17 protein-coding genes are annotated in these 19,073 nt (G+C 63.4%); 7 read left to right on the top strand and 10 right to left on the bottom strand.

Annotated elements, in window-relative coordinates; genetic code table 11:
* Positions 1 to 133: 133 nt before the first annotated feature.
* From C8K66_RS13135 to C8K66_RS13105, 7 genes are all read left to right on the top strand, one after another.
* Positions 134 to 1,396: an OprD family porin gene (locus C8K66_RS13135; protein WP_046382825.1), complete on the top strand. Its 1,263-nt coding sequence runs from the start codon at positions 134 to 136 to the stop codon at positions 1,394 to 1,396.
* A 187-nt stretch (positions 1,397 to 1,583) separates the two neighbouring features.
* Positions 1,584 to 2,399: an NAD(P)-dependent oxidoreductase gene (locus C8K66_RS13130; protein WP_046382824.1), complete on the top strand. Its 816-nt coding sequence runs from the start codon at positions 1,584 to 1,586 to the stop codon at positions 2,397 to 2,399.
* Positions 2,400 to 2,429: 30 nt separating this feature from the next.
* Positions 2,430 to 3,305, top strand: a complete 876-nt coding sequence (locus C8K66_RS13125; protein ID WP_102617282.1) for an SMP-30/gluconolactonase/LRE family protein — start codon at positions 2,430 to 2,432, stop codon at positions 3,303 to 3,305.
* Between the two features lie 51 nt (positions 3,306 to 3,356).
* A complete protein-coding gene (locus tag C8K66_RS13120) occupies positions 3,357 to 4,319 on the top strand; it encodes a TRAP transporter substrate-binding protein (protein ID WP_108525035.1) in 963 nt (320 codons plus the stop codon).
* A 66-nt stretch (positions 4,320 to 4,385) separates the two neighbouring features.
* A complete protein-coding gene (locus C8K66_RS13115) occupies positions 4,386 to 4,913 on the top strand; it encodes a TRAP transporter small permease (protein ID WP_057004482.1) in 528 nt (175 codons plus the stop codon).
* A 1-nt stretch (position 4,914) separates the two neighbouring features.
* On the top strand, positions 4,915 to 6,195 hold the full coding sequence (locus C8K66_RS13110) for a TRAP transporter large permease (protein ID WP_046382820.1): 1,281 nt from the start codon (positions 4,915 to 4,917) through the stop codon (positions 6,193 to 6,195).
* A complete protein-coding gene (locus C8K66_RS13105; protein ID WP_057004483.1) occupies positions 6,195 to 7,103 on the top strand; it encodes an aldose 1-epimerase in 909 nt (302 codons plus the stop codon). Before C8K66_RS13110 ends, C8K66_RS13105 begins: the two co-directional genes overlap by 1 nt.
* Before the next feature lie 90 nt (positions 7,104 to 7,193).
* On the opposite strand, the gene C8K66_RS13100 is transcribed toward C8K66_RS13105, so the two are convergent.
* The 10 genes from C8K66_RS13100 to pedF all read right to left on the bottom strand — a co-directional run bounded on the left by C8K66_RS13100 (position 7,194) and on the right by pedF (position 18,868).
* Positions 7,194 to 8,672 (bottom strand): DASS family sodium-coupled anion symporter, encoded by a 1,479-nt coding sequence (locus tag C8K66_RS13100; RefSeq protein WP_079444249.1) that lies wholly within the window; start codon positions 8,670 to 8,672, stop codon positions 7,194 to 7,196.
* An 80-nt stretch (positions 8,673 to 8,752) separates the two neighbouring features.
* A complete protein-coding gene (locus tag C8K66_RS13095; protein WP_017847474.1) occupies positions 8,753 to 10,123 on the bottom strand; it encodes a hybrid sensor histidine kinase/response regulator in 1,371 nt (456 codons plus the stop codon).
* Positions 10,107 to 11,270, bottom strand: coding sequence for an alcohol dehydrogenase-like regulatory protein ErcA (gene ercA, locus C8K66_RS13090; protein WP_017847475.1), 1,164 nt, complete (start codon positions 11,268 to 11,270; stop codon positions 10,107 to 10,109). The genes C8K66_RS13095 and ercA overlap by 17 nt, the downstream gene beginning before the upstream one ends.
* 127 nt (positions 11,271 to 11,397) lie before the next feature.
* Positions 11,398 to 11,469 (bottom strand): pyrroloquinoline quinone precursor peptide PqqA, encoded by a 72-nt coding sequence (pqqA, locus tag C8K66_RS13085; RefSeq protein WP_010209364.1) that lies wholly within the window; start codon positions 11,467 to 11,469, stop codon positions 11,398 to 11,400.
* Positions 11,470 to 12,254: 785 nt separating this feature from the next.
* Positions 12,255 to 13,775 carry an aldehyde dehydrogenase family protein gene (locus tag C8K66_RS13080; RefSeq protein ID WP_017847476.1) on the bottom strand — a complete coding sequence of 507 codons (1,521 nt, stop codon included), beginning with the start codon at positions 13,773 to 13,775 and terminating at the stop codon, positions 12,255 to 12,257.
* A 121-nt stretch (positions 13,776 to 13,896) separates the two neighbouring features.
* Positions 13,897 to 15,672: a PQQ-dependent methanol/ethanol family dehydrogenase gene (locus tag C8K66_RS13075; protein ID WP_046382819.1), complete on the bottom strand. Its 1,776-nt coding sequence runs from the start codon at positions 15,670 to 15,672 to the stop codon at positions 13,897 to 13,899.
* A 135-nt stretch (positions 15,673 to 15,807) separates the two neighbouring features.
* A complete protein-coding gene (locus C8K66_RS13070; RefSeq protein WP_046382818.1) occupies positions 15,808 to 16,740 on the bottom strand; it encodes a quinoprotein relay system zinc metallohydrolase 1 in 933 nt (310 codons plus the stop codon).
* 16 nt (positions 16,741 to 16,756) lie between these two features.
* Positions 16,757 to 17,518, bottom strand: coding sequence for a quinoprotein dehydrogenase-associated SoxYZ-like carrier (locus C8K66_RS13065; RefSeq protein ID WP_057004484.1), 762 nt, complete (start codon positions 17,516 to 17,518; stop codon positions 16,757 to 16,759).
* Between the two features lie 9 nt (positions 17,519 to 17,527).
* Positions 17,528 to 18,403, bottom strand: a complete 876-nt coding sequence (locus tag C8K66_RS13060) for an ABC transporter substrate-binding protein (protein ID WP_046382816.1) — start codon at positions 18,401 to 18,403, stop codon at positions 17,528 to 17,530.
* Positions 18,404 to 18,406: 3 nt separating this feature from the next.
* Complete coding sequence (gene pedF, locus C8K66_RS13055; protein WP_017847481.1) at positions 18,407 to 18,868, bottom strand: cytochrome c-550 PedF; 462 nt, start codon at positions 18,866 to 18,868, stop codon at positions 18,407 to 18,409.
* Positions 18,869 to 19,073 lie beyond the last annotated feature (205 nt).

Genomic DNA, 19,073 nt, shown 5'->3' with positions numbered 1-19,073 from the left:
CTTCTGCTCAGTGAAGCGTAGTCATCGTATAACTTCTGATTGACAAGCCACAAAAACCCCGCAAATATCGCCCCAATGTTGTACGACGACGTATGACAAATAATAAAAACAACAAACCCAAGGGAGCGTCACTGTGCGTCCATCCGCCCGCAATTCCTCCTCGCGTCTCGGCCTTATCGGCCTCGGCAGCCTGGCTTTCACCCTGCCCCTCATCGCCCAGGCCGAAGGGTTTGTCGACGACGCCAAGGCTACGCTCAACTTACGCAACGCCTACTTCAACCGCAATTTCACCAACCCGTCCAACCCCCAGGCCAAGGCCCAAGAGTGGACGCAGAACTTCATCCTCGACGCCAAATCCGGCTACACCCAGGGCACCGTGGGCTTCGGGATTGATGTGCTGGGCCTGTACTCGCAAAAGCTCGACGGCGGCAAAGGTACCGCTGGCACCCAGTTGCTGCCGGTTCACGACGACGGTCGCCCCGCCGACAACTTCGGGCGCCTGGGCGTGGCGCTGAAAACCAAGCTGTCGAAGACCGAACTGAAAGTCGGCGAATGGATGCCCGTGCTGCCGATTTTGCGTTCCGACGATGGCCGTTCCCTGCCGCAAACCTTCCAGGGCGGCCAGGTCACCTCCAATGAAATCGCCGGCCTGACCCTCTACGGCGGGCAGTTTCGCGGCAACAGCCCGCGCAACGATGCGAGCATGGAAGACATGTTCATGAACGGCAAAGCCGCCTTCACCTCAGACCGCTTCAACTTCGGCGGCGCCGAATACACCTTCAACGACAAGCGCACCCAGGTCGGCCTGTGGTACGCCGAACTGACCGACATCTACCAACAGCAGTACCTCAACCTGACCCACAGCCAGCCGCTGGGCGACTGGACCCTGGGCGCCAACCTCGGCTTCTTCAACGGCAAGGAAGACGGCAGCGCCCTGGCCGGCGACCTCGACAACAAAACCGCGTTCGCCCTGCTCTCGGCCAAATACGGCGCTAACACCTTCTACGTCGGCCTGCAGAAACTCAGCGGCGATAGCGCATGGATGCGGGTCAACGGCACCAGCGGCGGCACCCTGGCCAACGACAGCTACAACGCCAGCTACGACAACGCCAAGGAGAAATCCTGGCAACTGCGCCACGACTTCAACTTCGCGGCGCTCGGCGTTCCGGGCCTGACCCTGATGAACCGCTACATCAGCGGCAGTAACGTCCACACCGGCACGATCACCGATGGCAAGGAATGGGGCCGCGAATCGGAACTGGCCTACACGGTGCAGAGCGGTGTCTTGAAGAACCTCAACGTGCGCTGGCGCAATTCGACCATGCGCCGGGACTTCAGCAATAACGAGTTCGATGAGAACCGGGTCTTCGTCAGCTACCCGATTTCGTTGCTTTAAAGATCTAAAACCCGGGCACATCCATTGTGGGAGGGGGCTTGCTCCCGATGACGGTGTATCAGGCAATGTCTCTGTGACTGACCCACAGCCATCGGGGGCAAGCCCCCTCCCACATTGACAAGCGGGGACTCTCTAACAATACTTCGGCATAGTCATACGACAACCTACAACAAAAACTGGAATCCAGATGACCACCACTACCCCAGCGCCCTTCAACCGCCTCCTCCTCACCGGTGCCGCCGGCGGCCTCGGCAAAGTGCTGCGCGAACGCCTGCGGCCGTATGCCCAGGTGCTGCGCCTGTCGGATATCGTCGACATGGCCCCCGCCGGCGCCAATGAAGAAGTGCAGCCCTGCGACCTGTCCGACAAACACGCGGTACACCACCTGGTCGAAGGCGTCGACGCCATCCTGCATTTCGGTGGCGTATCCGTGGAGCGCTCGTTCGAAGAAGTCCTCGGCGCCAATATCTGCGGGATTTTTCACATCTACGAAGCCGCCCGCCGCCATGGCGTCAAGCGCGTGATTTTCGCCAGCTCCAACCATGTGATCGGCTTCTATCAACAGGGCGAGCACCTCGACGCCCACTCGCCGCGTCGCCCGGACAGTTACTACGGGCTGTCCAAGTCCTACGGCGAAGACATGGCCAGCTTCTACTTCGACCGCTACGGCATCGAGACCGTGAGCATCCGCATCGGCTCGTCGTTCCCCGAACCGCAGAACCGCCGGATGATGCACACCTGGCTGAGCTTCGATGACCTGACCCAACTGCTCGAACGCGCGCTGTACACGCCGAACGTCGGCCACACCGTGGTCTACGGCATGTCGGCCAACCTCGACACCTGGTGGGACAACCGCTACGCCGCACACCTGGGCTTCACCCCCAAAGACAGCTCCGAAGTATTCCGCGCCCAGGTCGAGCGCCAGCCGCCGCTGGCCGCCGACGACCCGGCCAAGGTCTACCAGGGCGGTGCGTTCTGCGCCGCCGGGCCGTTCGGTGACTGACGTCACACTAACCCAAGGGAGTGAGTTGCCATGACCGCTGAATTGATTGTCGACGCCCGCAACGCCGTAGGCGAATGCCCGGTGTGGGTGCCCGAAGAAAACGCCCTGTACTGGGTGGATATTCCCAACGGCGGCCTGCAACGCTGGAGCGCCGCCACCGGCCATATCGACGCGTGGAAAGCCCCGCAGATGCTCGCCTGCATTGCCCGCACCGATGCGGGCAACTGGGTCGCCGGGATGGAAAGCGGCTTTTTCCAGCTCACCGCGCACAACGACGGCAGCCTCGACACCACGCCCCTGGCCGAGGTCGCGCACCCGCGCGCGGACATGCGCCTGAACGATGGGCGCTGCGATCGCCAGGGCCGGTTCTGGGCCGGCAGCATGGTGCGGGACATGAGCGCAAATGCGCCCGCAGGCATCCTCTACCGTTACGCGTCGGGCGCCGCGCCGCATGCGCAGTTGGACGGCTTTATCACCCTCAATGGCTTGGCCTTCAGCCCCGATGGCCGCACGATGTATGTCTCGGACTCGCACCCGCTGGTGCAACAGATCTGGGCTTTCGACTACGACACCGACACCGGCACACCGTCCAACCGCCGCGTGTTTGTCGACATGCAGCCACACCAAGGCCGCCCTGACGGCGCGGCCGTGGATGTCGACGGCGGCTACTGGATCTGCGCCAACGACGCCGGCCTGATCCACCGCTTCACCCCCGACGGTCGCCTGGACCGCTCCCTGCGCGTGCCGGTGAAAAAACCCAGCATGTGCGCCTTTGGCGGCAGTCGCCTGGACACCCTGTTCGTCACCTCGATCCGTGACGACCAGAGCGAGCAGTCGCTGTCCGGCGGCGTATTCGCCCTCAACCCCGGCACGACAGGACTGCCCGAACCCCGCTTCGCCCTCTAGCTGCATCGCTGTGCCTTGAATACAACAATAACAAGACAGGAGTGACCGCCCATGGACTTCAAACGCACCTTGCTCGCCGCCGCAATCTTCACCCTCAGCAGCGCCGCCCACGCGCTGGAAATCAAATTCGCCGACATCCACCCCGCCGGCTACCCCACCGTCGTGGCCGAAGAGAACATGGGCAAGGCCCTCACCCAAGAAAGCAACGGCGAACTGACCTTCAAGTACTTCCCCGGGGGCGTCCTGGGTTCGGAAAAAGAAGTCGTCGAACAAGCCCAGGTCGGCGCGATCCAGATGACCCGGGTCAGCCTCGGCATCGTCGGCCCGGTGGTGCCGGACGTGAACGTGTTCAACCTGCCATTCGTGTTCCGCGACCAGGCGCATATGCGCAAAGTCATCGACGGCGAGATCGGCGATGAAATCCTCGCCAAGATCACCGACTCCGAATTCGGCCTGGTCGCCCTGGCCTGGATGGACGGCGGCACGCGCAACCTCTACAGCAAAAAACCGGTGCGCAAGATCGAAGACCTCAAGGGCATGAAGATTCGCGTGCAGGGCAACCCGCTGTTCATCGATGCCTTCAACGCCATGGGTGCCAACGGTATCGCCATGGACACCGGCGAGATCTTCAGCGCCTTGCAGACCGGGGTGATCGACGGTGCCGAGAACAACCCACCCACCATGCTGGAACACAACCACTTTCAGAACGCCAAGTACTACACCCTCACCGAGCACCTGATCCTGCCCGAGCCGATCGTGATGTCGAAAATCACCTGGAACAAGCTCACCCCCGCGCAACAGCTCATGGTGAAAAACGCCGCCAAGGCCGCCCAGGCCGATGAGCGTGTGCTGTGGGATAAAAAATCCGCCAGCAGCGAGGAAAAACTCAAGGCGGCCGGCGTGGAGTTCATCCGCGTCGACAAACAGCCCTTCTACGACGCCACCGCCGCGGTTCGCGCCAAGTACGGCGCGCCTTACGCCGATATCATCGCGCGCATCGACGCCGTTCAATAACCCGCCCTGCCTCTCGCATAAGGCCCGGCGCGGTCGGCATCGACGCGCCCGGTCACGGTGAACGCCATGAAGAATCTAGTGCTGCGCATCAACGACCGCCTCTACATGACCTGCATCTGGGTCGCCGGCCTCTCGGTCCTCGGGGTCGCGCTGATCATCCCCTGGGGCATCTTCGCCCGCTACATCCTCGGCACCGGCTCCAGCTGGCCGGAGCCCACCGCCATCCTGCTGATGCTGGTGTTCACCTTTATCGGCGCCGCCGCCAGCTACCGCGCCGGGGCGCATATGTCGGTGGCGATGATCACCGACCGCCTGCCTGCGCGCCAACGCCAGGTCGTCGGCATCCTCTCGCAACTGCTGATGGGCACCATCTGCCTGTTCATGACCATTTGGGGCAGCAAGCTGTGCCTGTCCACCTGGAACCAGTTCATGAGCGCCATCCCCACCCTGCGCGTGGGCATCACCTACATGCCGATCCCGATCGGCGGGTTGCTGACCCTGGTCTTCGTGGTGGAAAAACTCGTGCTCGGTGACCAGAGCAACCGACGGGTCGTGCGCTTCGATCTGGTTGAAGAAAGCGAAGGGGCTGCCTGATATGGACGCATTGATTCTGTTGGGCAGCTTTGTCGGCTTGATCCTGATCGGCATGCCAGTGGCCTATGCCCTGGGCCTGTCGGCGTTGATCGGCGCGTGGTGGATCGACATTCCGTACCAGGCCCTGATGATTCAGATCGCTGGCGGGGTGAACAAGTTTTCGCTGATGGCGATTCCGTTCTTCGTGCTGGCCGGCGCGATCATGGCCGAGGGCGGCATGTCGCGGCGGCTGGTGGCGTTCGCCGGGGTGCTGGTGGGTTTTGTGCGCGGCGGCTTGTCCCTGGTGAACATCATGGCCTCGACGTTTTTCGGTGCGATCTCCGGCTCCTCGGTGGCCGACACCGCCTCGGTCGGCTCGGTGCTGATCCCGGAAATGGAGCGCCGTGGCTACCCCCGGGAGTTCGCCACGGCGGTGACCATCAGCGGTTCGGTGCAGGCGCTGTTGACCCCGCCCAGCCACAACTCGGTGCTCTACTCCCTGGCGGCGGGCGGCACGGTGTCGATCGCCTCGCTGTTCATGGCCGGCGTGGTCCCGGGCCTGCTGATGAGCGCGTGCCTGATGGTGCTGTGCCTGATCTTCGCGAAGAAGCGCGACTACCCCAAGGGCGAAGTCATCCCGCTCAAGCAAGCGCTGAAAATCTGCGCCGACGCACTGTGGGGCCTGATGGCCATGGTGATCATCCTCGGCGGCATCCTGTCGGGCATCTTCACCGCCACCGAGTCCGCCGCGATCGCGGTGCTGTGGGCATTCTTCGTGACCATGTTCATCTACCGCGACTACAAATGGAACGAGCTGCCCAAGCTGATGCACCGCACGGTACGCACCATTTCCATCGTGATGATCCTGATCGCCTTCGCGGCCAGCTTCGGCTACATCATGACCCTGATGCAGATCCCGGCGAAGATCACCACGCTGTTCCTGACCCTGTCGGACAACCGCTACGTGATCCTGATGTGCATCAACGTCATGCTGCTGTTGCTCGGCACGGTGATGGACATGGCGCCGCTGATTTTGATCCTCACGCCGATCCTGCTGCCGGTGGTGCTCGGCATCGGCGTCGACCCGGTTCACTTCGGCATGATCATGCTGGTCAACCTCGGCATCGGCCTGATCACTCCACCGGTCGGCGCGGTGCTGTTCGTGGGGGCGGCGGTGGGCAAGGTGAGTATCGAGAACACCGTGAAGGCGCTGCTGCCGTTCTATGGCGTGCTGTTTTTGGTGCTGATCGCGGTGACTTACATTCCGGCGTTATCGCTGTGGCTGCCAGGGCTGGTGCTGTGATGCTGATTGAACTGGAAGATCACCTGACCCACCTCACCCTCGCCCCGGCCGTGGGCGGCAGCATCGTCAACTGGCGCGTGCGCGCCAGCGGCCAGCCCCTGCTGCGGCCTAGCGATCAAGCGGCGCTGGACAGCGGCCTGCCCGGCAAACTGGCCTGCTATCCCCTCGCGCCGTGGTCCAATCGCATTGCCAACGGCGGTTTCGACACGCCCGCCGGCTGGCTGGCACTCACGCCCAACAGCGCGACCGATCCGCTGCCGATTCACGGTTCGGCCTGGCAACAGGCGTGGCGCGTGGTCAGCCAGTCGGCGGATGAAGTGCTGCTTGCGCTGGAATGCGCCACGCCGTTCGCCTATCGCGCCGAGCAGCGGTTTGGGTTGAGCAACGGCGTGTTGAGTATCGGGCTGAGCGTGACGCATCTGGCCGAAGCCGCCGCGTGGCACGGTTTGGGCTTGCATCCTTACTTCCCGCGCCGGGCGGGTACGCGGTTGCAGGCCAAGGCTGGGCAGGTATGGATGAGTGATGCGTCCAAGCTGCCGACGGCGCTGGCACCCGTACACGCCGATTGGGATTTCCAACAGCTCAAGGGATTGCCCCAAGCGTTGGTCGACAACGGTTTTTGCCAGTGGGACGGGCATTGCCGGATCGAACAGCCGGAGCTGGGTTATGCCCTGGAATGCCAGGCCACCGGCGCCGATTACTTCTTGCTGTACTGCCCGCCGGGGCTGGGGTTCTTCTGCATCGAGCCGGTGAGCCATCCGGTGAATGCCCATCACTTACCGGGCAGGCCGGGCCTGAAACTGCTGGAGCACAACCAGTCGACCCAACTCAATTTCACCCTGAAATACATTCCAACTGTGGGAGGGGGCTTGCCCCCGATGGCAGTGTGTCAGCCACTACATGCATGACTGACCCACTGCCATCGGGGGCAAGCCCCCTCCCACATTGGATCTCCTTTGCATTGGCGACCCCATGTGTATTGGAGACCACATGCCCTATCAGATCCAGCCAAGCCAACTCCAATACGTCGCCGCAAACACCAACATCAACAAGTAACCCATCAGCGTCACCAACACCCCCACCTTGGCAAACTGCCGCGCCGTAAACGTCCCGGTCCCCAGGCACACCATGTTCTGCGGCGCATTGATCGGCAGGATAAACCCGTAGCTCACCACAAACCCCAACAGCATGGTCATCCCCAACCGGTTGAACTCCCCCGGCAAGGTCTGCAACACCGCAATCAGGATCGGCAACAACGCCGAGGTCAACGCGGTCGCACTGGCAAACCCCAAGTGGATCAAGATCAAAAACGCCCCGAGGATGGCAAACACACCCAACGGCCCGACCTGGTCCAGCCCGGTGTGCGCCACCACTTGCGAACCCAGCCACTGCCCGGCCTGGGTGGTCAGCAACGCCGTGCCGAGGCTGATGCCGACGCCAAACACAATCACCGTGCCCCACGGAATCCGCGACTGCACATCCTTCCAGGTCATCACGCCGATCCCCGGCAACAGCAGGAACACCAGCCCGGCATAGGTGGTCGAGGTGGTGTCGAAATTGTGCAGGCGCCCTTCGGTAGCCCACGCCAACAGCAACAGCACCGACACGGCGAGCAGGCGTTTTTGCGGGCCGGTCATCGGGCCGATGTCCACCAGCGACTGGGCCACGGCTTCTTTGCCGCCGGGGATGCTGTCGCTTTCCGGCGGCAGCAGTTTGATCACCAGGAACAGCAACACCGCCGACATGATCAGCGCCCATGGTGCGCCGGCAATCAGCCAGTCGATCCACGACACGCGCTGGCCGAGCATCTTGTCCATGAACCCGACGGTCAGCAGGTTCTGCGCGGCGGCAGTCTGGATGCCGACGTTCCAGATGCTGGTGCCCTGGGCCACCACGATCATCAGGCCGGCGGCGATGTTGGAGCGTTTATCGACGCCAAACGCCGCCACCACGCCCATCATGATCGGCACCACGCAGGCACTGCGCGCGGTGGCGCTGGGTACGACGAGGCTCAGGAGAATAGTCACCGCGATCGCCCCCAGCAGAATGCCGCGGGTGCTGGTGCCGACCCGGGTCAGCGTGACCAAGGCGATGCGCCGATCCAGGCCGGTGTGGGTCATGGCGGCGGCGATGAACAACGCCCCCGCCACCAGGGCCAGCGCCGGGTTGGAGAAGCCGGTCAGCGCCATGCCGATGGCCGGGCTGGAGCCGATCAGGTGCGCGGGGTCTTGCAGCGACGGCGCGGTGCCGAGCAAGAACGCCATGAGCGAGGTGATCATGATCGCGCTGGCCTCATAGGACACCGCCTCGCTGATCCACACCACCACCGCAAACGCGAGGATCGCCAGCATGCGATGCCCGGCCACCGGCAAATCCGCGGGCAGCGGTAACAGCAGCACCCCGACCATCACCAGTACAGCGACGACCAGGCCCAAGGGCAACTTGAATGATGCAGCGGTTGTTGCGGGGGCGCTCATGGGGGAGTCTCCGTCGGCGTCAAATCAGGCTGGGAGCATGGCGCAAAATGCCGCACGCGGTGTTGACAGGTATCAAACCTCTAGGCCAATAACTGACTCAACACCGCCCGCAACTTCCCGGGCTTGACCGGTTTGTTCAACAACGGTGCGTCCAGCCGCCGCAGGATGCGCCGGCACTGGTCGGTGCGGTCGGCGCTGATGATCACCGCGGGAATCGTCTGGGCAAAATGCTCGCGCAGGTACTTGACCACCTCACAGCCCACCACGCCGTGGTCCAGGTGATAGTCCGCCAGGATCAGTTCCGGCGCCCTGCCCTGCAATGCCAGCAACGCGCCGGCCTGGTCGGTGGCCGTGACCACCTCGCAGCCCCACTGCCCGAGCAGCGCGCTCATGCTTTCGAGGATGCTGACTTCGTTGTCCAGCACCAGCAAACGCCGCCCCGGCAGCGGGTTGCCGGTGGTCGGTTGCGTGGGCAGTTGGCTGATAGCCAACGGCATTTCTTCGCTGATCGGCACTTCGAGGCTGAACATCGACCCGCGTCCCGGCCACGAGCGCACCGCCACCGGGTAACCGAGGATCTCAGCGATCCGCTCGACAATCGCCAGCCCCAGGCCCACGCCCTTGCGGTCCGAGGCGCGGCCGACGTCCAGTTGGTTGAATTCGAGGAAGATCGCGTCGAGCCGGTCGGCCGGGATGCCGCGCCCGGTGTCCCACACTTCCAGGCGCAGGTGATCGCCGCGACGACGGGCGCCGAGCAGGATGCAGCCGTCGTCGGTGTAGCGGCAGGCGTTGCTGAGGAAATTGCGCAAAATCCGCGTCACCAGGCGCAGGTCGGTCCGGATCGCGTAATGGCCGGTGTGTGCGCGCAGATTCAGTCCGGCGGCCAGGGCGACGGACTGGAACTCGGAGACCAGCGGCGCAAACAACTCATCCAGGCGATACAGCGCCACGTCCGGCTTGACCGCTGCCTGGTCGAGCCGCGAGATATCGAGCAAGTCGGTGAGTAAATCCTCGGCACCTTCCAGGGCCTGGTGCGTGCGCTCCACCAGCACCTGTTCGACGCTCGGCAACGACCGTTCGCGCAGGGTGGCGATCAACAGCCGTGCGGCGTTGAGCGGCTGCAACAGGTCATGGCTGGCGGCGGCGAGGTACTTGTCCTTGCTGCGGTTGGCGGCCTCGGCGGCGTCGCGGGCGTCGCGCAGCTCCTGTTCGACCTGTTCGCGCTGGGCGACCTGCTGTTGCAGGTTGCGGTTGGCTTCGAGCAGTTCATCAGTGCGCGCCGCCACCCGCTGCTCCAGCTCATCGTTGAGGCGGATGTAGCGGTTGCGCTCGGCCTCCAGCTCATCGAGGCGGGCCGTGAGTTCCGGGTAGTGGCTCTTGCGCGCCGACTGGTCGCCCAGCCCCAGCAGCCCGGCCAGGGCGCGCTGCTGGTCGTCAGAGAGCTTCGCCATAGACGACCTCGACGTCACGCTGGCTCGATTCGCGGGGGTTGGTGAGGATGCACGGGTCGTGCATGGCATGCTGGGACAGAAACGGAATGTCCGCCACCCGCACGCCATGCAGGCCGAGGGTTTCGTGGAAGCCGATGGCACGCTTCAGCGCGATCAGATGCTCGACCAGCCGCCCGCGGATCTGCGGATGAGTCAGGCCGCGGCAGTCGATGCCGAACGTCTCGGCAATCACCTTGAAGCGCTCCGGCGCCGAGTTGTAGTTGAACGCCACCACATGCTCCACCAGCACCGCGTTGCACAGGCCGTGAGGCAGGTCGAGGAAGCCGCCGAGGCTGTGGGACATGGCATGCACCGCGCCGAGGATCGCATTGGAGAACGCCAGCCCCGCCTGCATGCTGCCGAGCATGATCTTCTCGCGCAGGGCGATGTCCGCCGGGTTGGCGATCATCTGCACCAGGTTACCGTTGATCAGGCGCATGGCTTCCAGCGCGTGGGGGTCGGTCAGCGGGCCGTGGCCGGTGGAGACGAACGCCTCGATCGCATGCACCAGCGCATCGATGCCGGTGCAGGCGGACAGGAACGGGTCCATGCTCGCCGTGGTTTCCGGGTCGATCAGCGACACGTCCGGCACCACCGCCTTGCTGACAATGGAGAACTTCATGCGCTCCTGCTGGTTGGAAATGATCACGAACTGCGAGACATCCGCCGAAGTGCCGGCGGTGGTGGGGATCAGGATCAGCGGGGGGCTGGGCACGCGAATGGTGTCCACGCCTTCGAATTCGAGGATGTTGCGCCCATGGGCGACCACGATGCCGATGGCCTTGCCGCAGTCCATCGGGCTGCCGCCGCCGATGGCCACGATCACGTCGCAATGGTTGTCGCGGTACACCTCGGCACCGAGCATGACTTCTTCGACGCGGGGGTTGGGTGAGACGCCGCTGTACAGGCAGTAATCGATGCCGATGGCCTGCAGGCTGGCTTCCACGTCGGCGACCCAGCCGGCGGCGATCACACCGGGGTCGCTGACCACCAGCACTTTGCGCGCACCGAAGGTCTTGGCGTAATTACCGACGTTGTGCCGGCAGCCGGCACCAAAGATGATTTCAGGCGAAACGAACTTACGCAGAAGGCTGAGATTTGGGCTCATTGGAAAGCCTGTTTTTATTATTTTTGAGAGATGCGCTCCACACTAACCCATCCGCGCGCGAATGCAATCAGACCAAAGAGTCATTCCCCAAACGACCCCGGCCAGCGCGAGGCTGGCCGGGGGTGAATCAGCGGCTGGCGAAGTACATGGTCACTTCAAAGCCGATACGCAGGTCGGTAAACGCGGGTTTAGTCCACATGGGGCGATCCTCTTGTTGTGCCGGAAGATTCCGGTAATGGCATTAATGCATGGGGGGATGGGGGTGCGAATGCTACTTTCGAACGAGCCTGAAGCATGCCTTGGTAGCAGATGTACACCGATCAAAAATGTGGGAGGGGGATTGCTCCCGATGGCAGTGGGTCAGCCAATACATGCATGACTGATCCACCGCTATCGGGGGCAAGCCCCCTCCCACAGTTGGTTGCATTTCAAATCGGGGTTAGAAGAGGCCCAGGGGGTAGGTCTGCAGGTAGTGATCCAACAGGCAAAGCCCTCTTGCTGTGCCGGAACGGGTGTACGCCGATCAAAATGTGGGAGGGGGCTTGCCCCCTCCCACATTGGGTTGTATTTCAAGTCGGGGTTAGAAGAGGCCCAGGGGGTTGGTCTGCAGGTAGTGGTCCAACAGGCAAAGCCCTCTTGCTGTGCCGGAACGGGTGTACGCCGATCAAAATGTGGGAGGGGGCTTGCCCCCGATGGCGGCTTGTCAGCCAAGACATGCCTGACTGATCCACCGCTATCGGGGGCAAGCCCCCTCCCACAGTTGGTTGCATTTCAAGTCGGGGTTAGGAGAGGCCCAGGGGCTTGGTCGGCAGGTAGTGATCCAACAGGCAAAGCCCTCTTGTTGTGCCGAAACGGGTGTACGCCGATCAAAATGTGGGAGGGGGCTTGCCCCCGATGGCAGTGTGTCAGCCAATACATACCTGACTGAGCCATCGCTATCGGGGGCAAGCCCCCTCCCACATTGGGTTGTATTTCAAGTCGGGGCTAGAAGAAGCCCAGTGGGTTGATGTCGTAGCTCACCAGCAGGTTCTTGGTCTGTTGGTAGTGATCGAGCATCATCTTGTGGTTCTCACGCCCCACGCCGGACTTTTTGTAGCCGCCAAACGCGGCGTGCGCCGGGTACAGGTGGTAGCAGTTGGTCCACACGCGGCCGGCCTTGATCGCCCGGCCCATGCGGTAGGCGCGGTTGATGTCGCGGGTCCACAGGCCGGCACCCAGGCCGAACTCGCTGTCGTTGGCAATGGCCAGGGCTTCGGCTTCGTCCTTGAAGGTGGTGATACCCACCACCGGGCCGAAGATTTCTTCCTGGAACACGCGCATTTTGTTATGGCCCTTGAGCAGGGTCGGCTGGATGTAGTAACCGCTGGACAGGTCACCCTCCAAACGCTCGGCCGCGCCGCCGGTGAGCAGTTCGGCGCCCTCTTCCTGGGCGATTTTGAGGTAGGACAGGATCTTGTCGTATTGCTGCTCGGACGCCTGGGCGCCGACCATGGTTTCGGTGTCCAGCGGGTTGCCGCGCTTGATCTTGACGATCTTTTTCATCACCACTTTCATGAAGTCGTCGTAGATCGACTCCTGCACCAGCGCCCGCGACGGGCAGGTACACACTTCGCCCTGGTTGAAGAACGCCAGCACCAGGCCTTCGGCGGCTTTCTCGATGAACTGCGGCTCTGCATTCATGATGTCTTCGAAGAAGATGTTCGGCGACTTGCCGCCCAGCTCCACGGTCGACGGAATGATGTTCTCGGCCGCGCAATGCATGATGTGCGCGCCGATTGGGGTAGAGCCGGTAAAGGCGATTTTGGCGATGCGCTTGCTGGTGGCCAGCGCTTCGCCGGCTTCACGGCCAAAGCCCTGGACGATGTTCAGCACGCCCGCGGGCAGCAGGTCGTTGATCAGCTCGGCAAACACCATGATCGACAGCGGCGTCTGCTCGGCCGGCTTGAGCACGATGCAGTTACCGGCGGCCAGGGCCGGGGCGAGTTTCCAGGCGGCCATCAGCAGTGGGAAGTTCCACGGAATGATCTGCCCGACCACGCCCAGCGGCTCGTGGAAGTGGTAGGCGGCGGTGTGTTCGTTGATCTCGGCGGCGCCGCCTTCCTGGGCGCGGATGCAGCCGGCGAAGTAACGGAAGTGGTCGGCGGCCAGCGGCACGTCGGCGTTGAGGGTTTCACGCACGGCTTTGCCGTTGTCCCAGCTTTCGGTGACGGCCAGCACTTCGAGGTTCTGTTCGATGCGGTCGGCGATTTTCAGCAGCACCAGGGCGCGATCCTGGGCCGAGGTCTTGCCCCAGGCGTCGGCGGCGGCGTGGGCCGCGTCGAGGGCCTTGTCGATGTCGGCGGCGTTGGAACGCGGGAATTCGGCGATCACTTCACCGGTCACCGGCGAGGTGTTGGTGAAGTATTCACCGCTGATCGGCGCGACGAATTCGCCGCCGATGAAGTTGCCGTAGCGTGACTTGAAGCTGACGATGGCGCCAGGGGTGCCAGGTTGTGCGTAGATCATGTTAAAGCCTCTGTCTGGGTCCGGGCCTGTCGGTCAACAGGCGATGACCCGATAGTAAAGAACCCCCGCTGCCGGGCGAATGCGCCGTTGGCAGGAGGGCTCTTGTCATTTGGTCGTAGATTCAGTGTTTGGCGACCAGTTCTTTAGGCAATTTGAAGGTCCAGAGCATGCCGCCCTGGTTGAAGTCCTTGATGCGTTTGGCCACTTCACCGCCCCACAACGGCACCGCGCCGCCCCAGCCGGAGAGCACCGAGACGTACTGTTCGCCGTCCATTTCCCAGGTCACAGGCGAGCCGAGCACGCCGGAGCCGGTCTGGAATTCCCAGACCTTCTCGCCGGTCTTGGCGTTGAAGGCCTGCAGGAAGCCTTCCGGCGTACCGGTGAACACCAGGTTGCCCTTGGTGGTCAGGACCCCGCCCCACAGCGGCGCGAAGTTCTTGTGGCGCCAGACTTCCTTGCCGGTTTTCGGGTCGATGGCGCGCAGCACGCCGATGTAGTCTTCGTTCAACGGCTTGATGGTGAAGCCCGCACCGAGGAACGCCGCACCTTTTTTGTAGGTGATGCCTTCGTTCCACATGTCCATGCCCCATTCATTGGACGGCACGTAGAACAACCCGGTGTCGCGGTTATAGGCCATCGGCATCCAGTTCTTCGCGCCGAGGAACGCCGGGGCGACGAACACCGAGGTGCCCTTGGCTTCGCTGCCTGGCGCGCCTGGGCGGCTGGCTTCGTTGTAGATCGGCCGACCGTCTTTATCCAGGCCGGTGGCCCAGGTGATCTTGTCGACGAACGGGAAGCCGCGGATGAACTTGCCGTTGGTGCGGTCGAGTACGTAGAAGAAACCGTTACGGTCGGCGGTGGCCGCCGCTTTGATCTCTTTGCCGCCTTCGGTGTAGTTGAAGGAGACCAGTTCGTTCACGCCGTCGTAGTCCCAGCCGTCATGGGGCGTGGTCTGGAAGTGCCACTTGATGGTGCCGTCATCCGGGTTCAGCGCCAGGCGCGAGGACGAGTAGAGGTTGTCGCCAGGGCGCAGGTGCGAGTTCCACGGTGCCGGGTTGCCGGTGCCGAACAGCAGCAGGTTGGTTTCCGGGTCGTAGTAGCCGCCCAGCCACGGTGCCGCGCCGCCGGTTTTCCACAAGTCGCCAGGCCAGGTCTTGCCCGCCTCGCCGCCGGAAATGCCGTTTTCCACGGCTTTACCGTCCTTGTAGACGTAGCCCATGTGACCTTCGACAGTCGGACGGGTCCACAGCAGGTCACCGTTTTTCGGGTCGTAGGCTTCGATCTTGCCCACCACGCCGAATTCGCCGCCGGCCACGCCGGTAATCAGCTTGCCGTTGATCACCAGGGGCGCGGCGCTGATCGAGTAGCCTTCCTTGTGGTCGGCGACTTTCTTGCTCCACACCACTTTGCCGGTGTCTTTGTTCAGGGCCACCAGCTTGGCGTCGAGGGTGCCGAAGAACACCAGGTCGCCGTACAGCGCCACGCCGCGGTTGATCACGTCACAGCACGGGCGGATGTCATCGGGCAGACGCGCATCGTACTGCCAGAGCTTCTTGCCGGTGCGTGCGTCCACCGCGAACACCCGCGAGTAGGACCCGGTGAGGTACATCACCCCGTCCTTGATCATCGGCTGCGCCTGCTGGCCGCGCTGTTTCTCGCCGCCAAAGGAGAACGCCCAGACCGGGCGCAGGTCCTTGACGTTGTCCACATTCAGGGTGTCGAGCGGGCTATAGCGCTGGCCTTGGACGCCCAGACCGTTGGTGACGATCTGCCCGGGGTTTTTCGGGTCCTGGAGAATCTCCTGATCGGTCACGGCCGCCATGGCCTGGCCGGATAACAGAATGGCACCGAGCAACACACTCAAGGCGAAGGGTTGGCGGCGTGCGGGTTGGGTCATGACGGCTACCTCTGCGGTTTTTTGTTATACCCGGGAAATTTTCCCGGTCTGGTACAGATTCTTGGGCGCAGGGGCGGTTGTCACAATTGACCGCAGTATCGAGATTGCTAGTTCCTTAGTAGCGGGTCCGGTCCGTCAGCGCGCCGAATCCACGCGCTGCATCTGCTCGCGCTCGTAACGCGGGTACAGGTGGCTGACGCTGCGGATCAGTTCATAGCGGCTCAGGTTGATCGCGGCGAAGCGCTCGGGGATGGGGCTGCGGATCATCTCGGCCATGTCGCTGCCGTGGGCGGCGCCGTCGCGCAGCAGTTGGTCGAGCCAGGTCAGGTAGTCGCGCATCTGCGCGAACGGCTGTGCATCGTTGGCCACCGGGCCATGGCCGGGCACGACCAGGGTCCAGGGCAAGGCCTGCAGGGTGTCGATGTCCGCCAGCCACGCCGCCAGCCCGGGGCTGTTGGGGGTGGTGAGGGCGCGTTGGAAGAACACCAGGTCGCCGGCAAACAGCACGCCGGTAGTCTGGTCGAGGATGGCCAGGTCGGCGTCGGTGTGGCCGGTCAGCGCGAGCAGGCGCAGGTCGTGGCGGCCAAAGCTGAGCACACCGGGTTCGAGCACTTGCGTGGGCAATTGCACTTCGGTGCCACGCATCCAGTCGCCGACCATGCGGTAGAGGTTCTCCGCCATGCCGTCGCCCTGCTCATGCAGCAGGCGCGTGGTGCCGGCCAGGGCGCCGATGGGCACGTCCTTGAAGGCCTGGTTGCCCAGCGCATGGTCGGGGTGGTGGTGGGTCAGCAGCACCTGGATCACCGGTTTGTCGGTGACGCTGGCGATCGCCCGGCGCAGGGCTTCGCCGTAGCGCCGCGACGGCCCGGTGTCGATCACCACCACGCCGGCCTCGGTGACGATGAACGCGGTATTGACGATATTGCCGCCGTTGTCCTTGGCGAAATTGTCGGTGCTGCCTTCCAGCAGCCAGGTGTCGTCGGCGATCAGTCGTGGCTTGAGGGCGTAGTCGAGGTCGGCCACGGCAGGCAGGCTCAAGCTCAGGCACAACAATAGAATCCAGCGCATGCCGCGCTCCTTCTGGTCAGGGAATGGCTGCGTCGAATTCATTGCCGCTGTTGTCGCGCAGCACCAGGCGCGTCGGCCCGGGTGCGTCGATGTCAAAGGCCAGGTTGGGGTTTTCGCTGACCGCCGGGAACAGCACCAGCTCGGCCAGCACCTGGCCGTCCTGGCCACGCAGTTGCGCGTGGTTGAGATAGAACTCGGGGATGCCGCTGACCATGCCGTTATCCATCGGGTGCGCCACCTGCACGCGTACCCGGCTGAATTCGCCGCGTGGGTAACGCCCGCCGAGGACTTCGCCGATATGCTCTTCCCAACCCGGCTGGGTGCGGACCACGCTGGGCGCGGTGCAGCCGCCGCCGGCCGCGTCGATCAGGGTCGAGCCGACGTGCCACAGCCCGTCATCGGTGAGCACCGCCGCACGCAGGGGCGTGGCCTGTTCGATGCGGATACGGATCGACAGCCAGGGCAACACCCCGGCCTTGGGCTGAAAATCGACAATCCTGGGCAACGGGTTGAGTTCGGCCCAGGCGAGGATCTTAACCACGTGCCCCTTGAACGCCCGCGCGTCGATTTCCAGGGGCACCTGGCGTGCATCTTCGGCGAACGGCGGCGCCAGCAGCTTGACCCGCTCATCGAACACGAACGGCGCATCGGCCAGCAACTGCTTGTGGTAGAACGCCCACATCACCGACGGCACCGGGTCCGTGCCCGGTTCGACCGCCGCGGCGTGGGCCGCCAATGGTAACCAGCAGGCCAACATGCAGTTCAGTCGCCAGTTCATCGCCTGCTCCTATTGGTACATTTCGGGCACTTCGTACTGCAGGCCGTAATGGCTGTAGATGGTTTGCAGCGAACCGTCGCGGATCAGGCCTTCCAGCGCCTCTTCCACCGCATAGGCCAACTGGCGATTGCTTTCGTGTACCGCCATGCCGATCTCCCAGCGCTGCCGGCCCATGCTCGGGTAAGCGTTTTGCGCCAGGGCCAGTTGCGGATCGCGTGCCTGATGCACCTGCCAGTCGATCTCGCCGCGCATCGCCATCACCGCGTCGACTTCACCGGCCTTCATCGCCGCGAACGCCTGGGGTACACCGGGGTAGTGATGGGTCTGGCGGGCGAGCATGCCGTTGAACACCGAGGTCAGGTAGAACGACGGCACGCTGTCGACTTCGACACCGATCGGGTGCTCCTCGAACACCGCCACGCTGGCGACCTTGTCCAGACGGCGGCGGTCGTAGGCCACCTGCCATTGTTCGTTCTGGTACGGCCCGAACATCACCACATGGCCGTTTTCCAGTTCGCCCTGATCGTTACGCCTTTGCGCGTAGTCGTGGTCGTAGGGTGCGCGCATCATCAGGTCGGCCAGTTGCTGGTTATGCAACTGGCTGCCGCGCCAGATGTAGTCGCGCAGGTCGTCGTCGAGTTTTTCCCCGGCCGGCGCCCAGATCAATTTGAGCTGCACCCCCAGCGCCTTGGCCAGGGCCTCGGCCAGCTCCACGTCGACTCCGCGCGGGGTGGCACCGTCTTCGAAACTGTAGGGGGCAAAGTCCTTGTACACCGCCACTTTCAACTCACCGGCGGCGATCATCTGGTCATAGCTGCGCACCTGCGCCTGTGCCGTCTGGCAACACAGCAGGGCCAGGCCGAGCACATAAGCGAACAGGCGCATGGCTTACTCCTCGACGTGAACGCTGTCCAGGTAGGTGCGTACCGCCCACAAGGCTTCCTGGCTCAGGTAATCGGCCATTTTCGGCATATATACCCGGCCGTCGCGCACCGCGCCGTGACGCACGCGCTGCACAAACCACTCATCACCGGCCTCGCCCACATCCAGCATGCGCAAGTCGGGGGCGATGCCGCCGGACTTGGCTTCCAGGCCGTGGCAGGCGGCGCAGTTCTGATTGTAGGCGGACGAACCGATTTCCAGGGCCCGGTCGTGTTCAGGCGACGTGCGGTAAGGGTTCACTGCCGCCCAGCCGTCCTCGTCGACCGGCACGCCGGCGTCCTTGATCGAGGTCAGGCCCTTGGTTTCCACTGCTTGCGGGACCACGTTGCCGTGGGCCCAGGCCGAGCCTGCACCGATCACACCGGCCAACAGCCCGGCGACGAGCAAGGCATTGCGTTTTGTTGTCATTATTTTTGCCCTCAGGATTGCACGCAAAACCTCATTGCAGAGGTTATGGCAACCATCTTAGAAACCCTGGGGCATAGGCCGTATGCTGCTTTGGTGGCCGGCTTGTCCTCCCTTGGTAGTAGGGCTTGTGGGGCACGCCTAAAACAGCGGCGCTTCGGGAAGTCTTCCCGGCAACAGCGGGACTTTTTCCGTATCCGCGCAGCGC

This window comes from Pseudomonas sp. GV105 (assembly GCF_003058185.1).
GTDB classification, from domain to species: Bacteria; Pseudomonadota; Gammaproteobacteria; order Pseudomonadales; family Pseudomonadaceae; genus Aquipseudomonas; species Aquipseudomonas veronii.
This window is presented reverse-complemented; position numbering and strand designations above follow the sequence as displayed.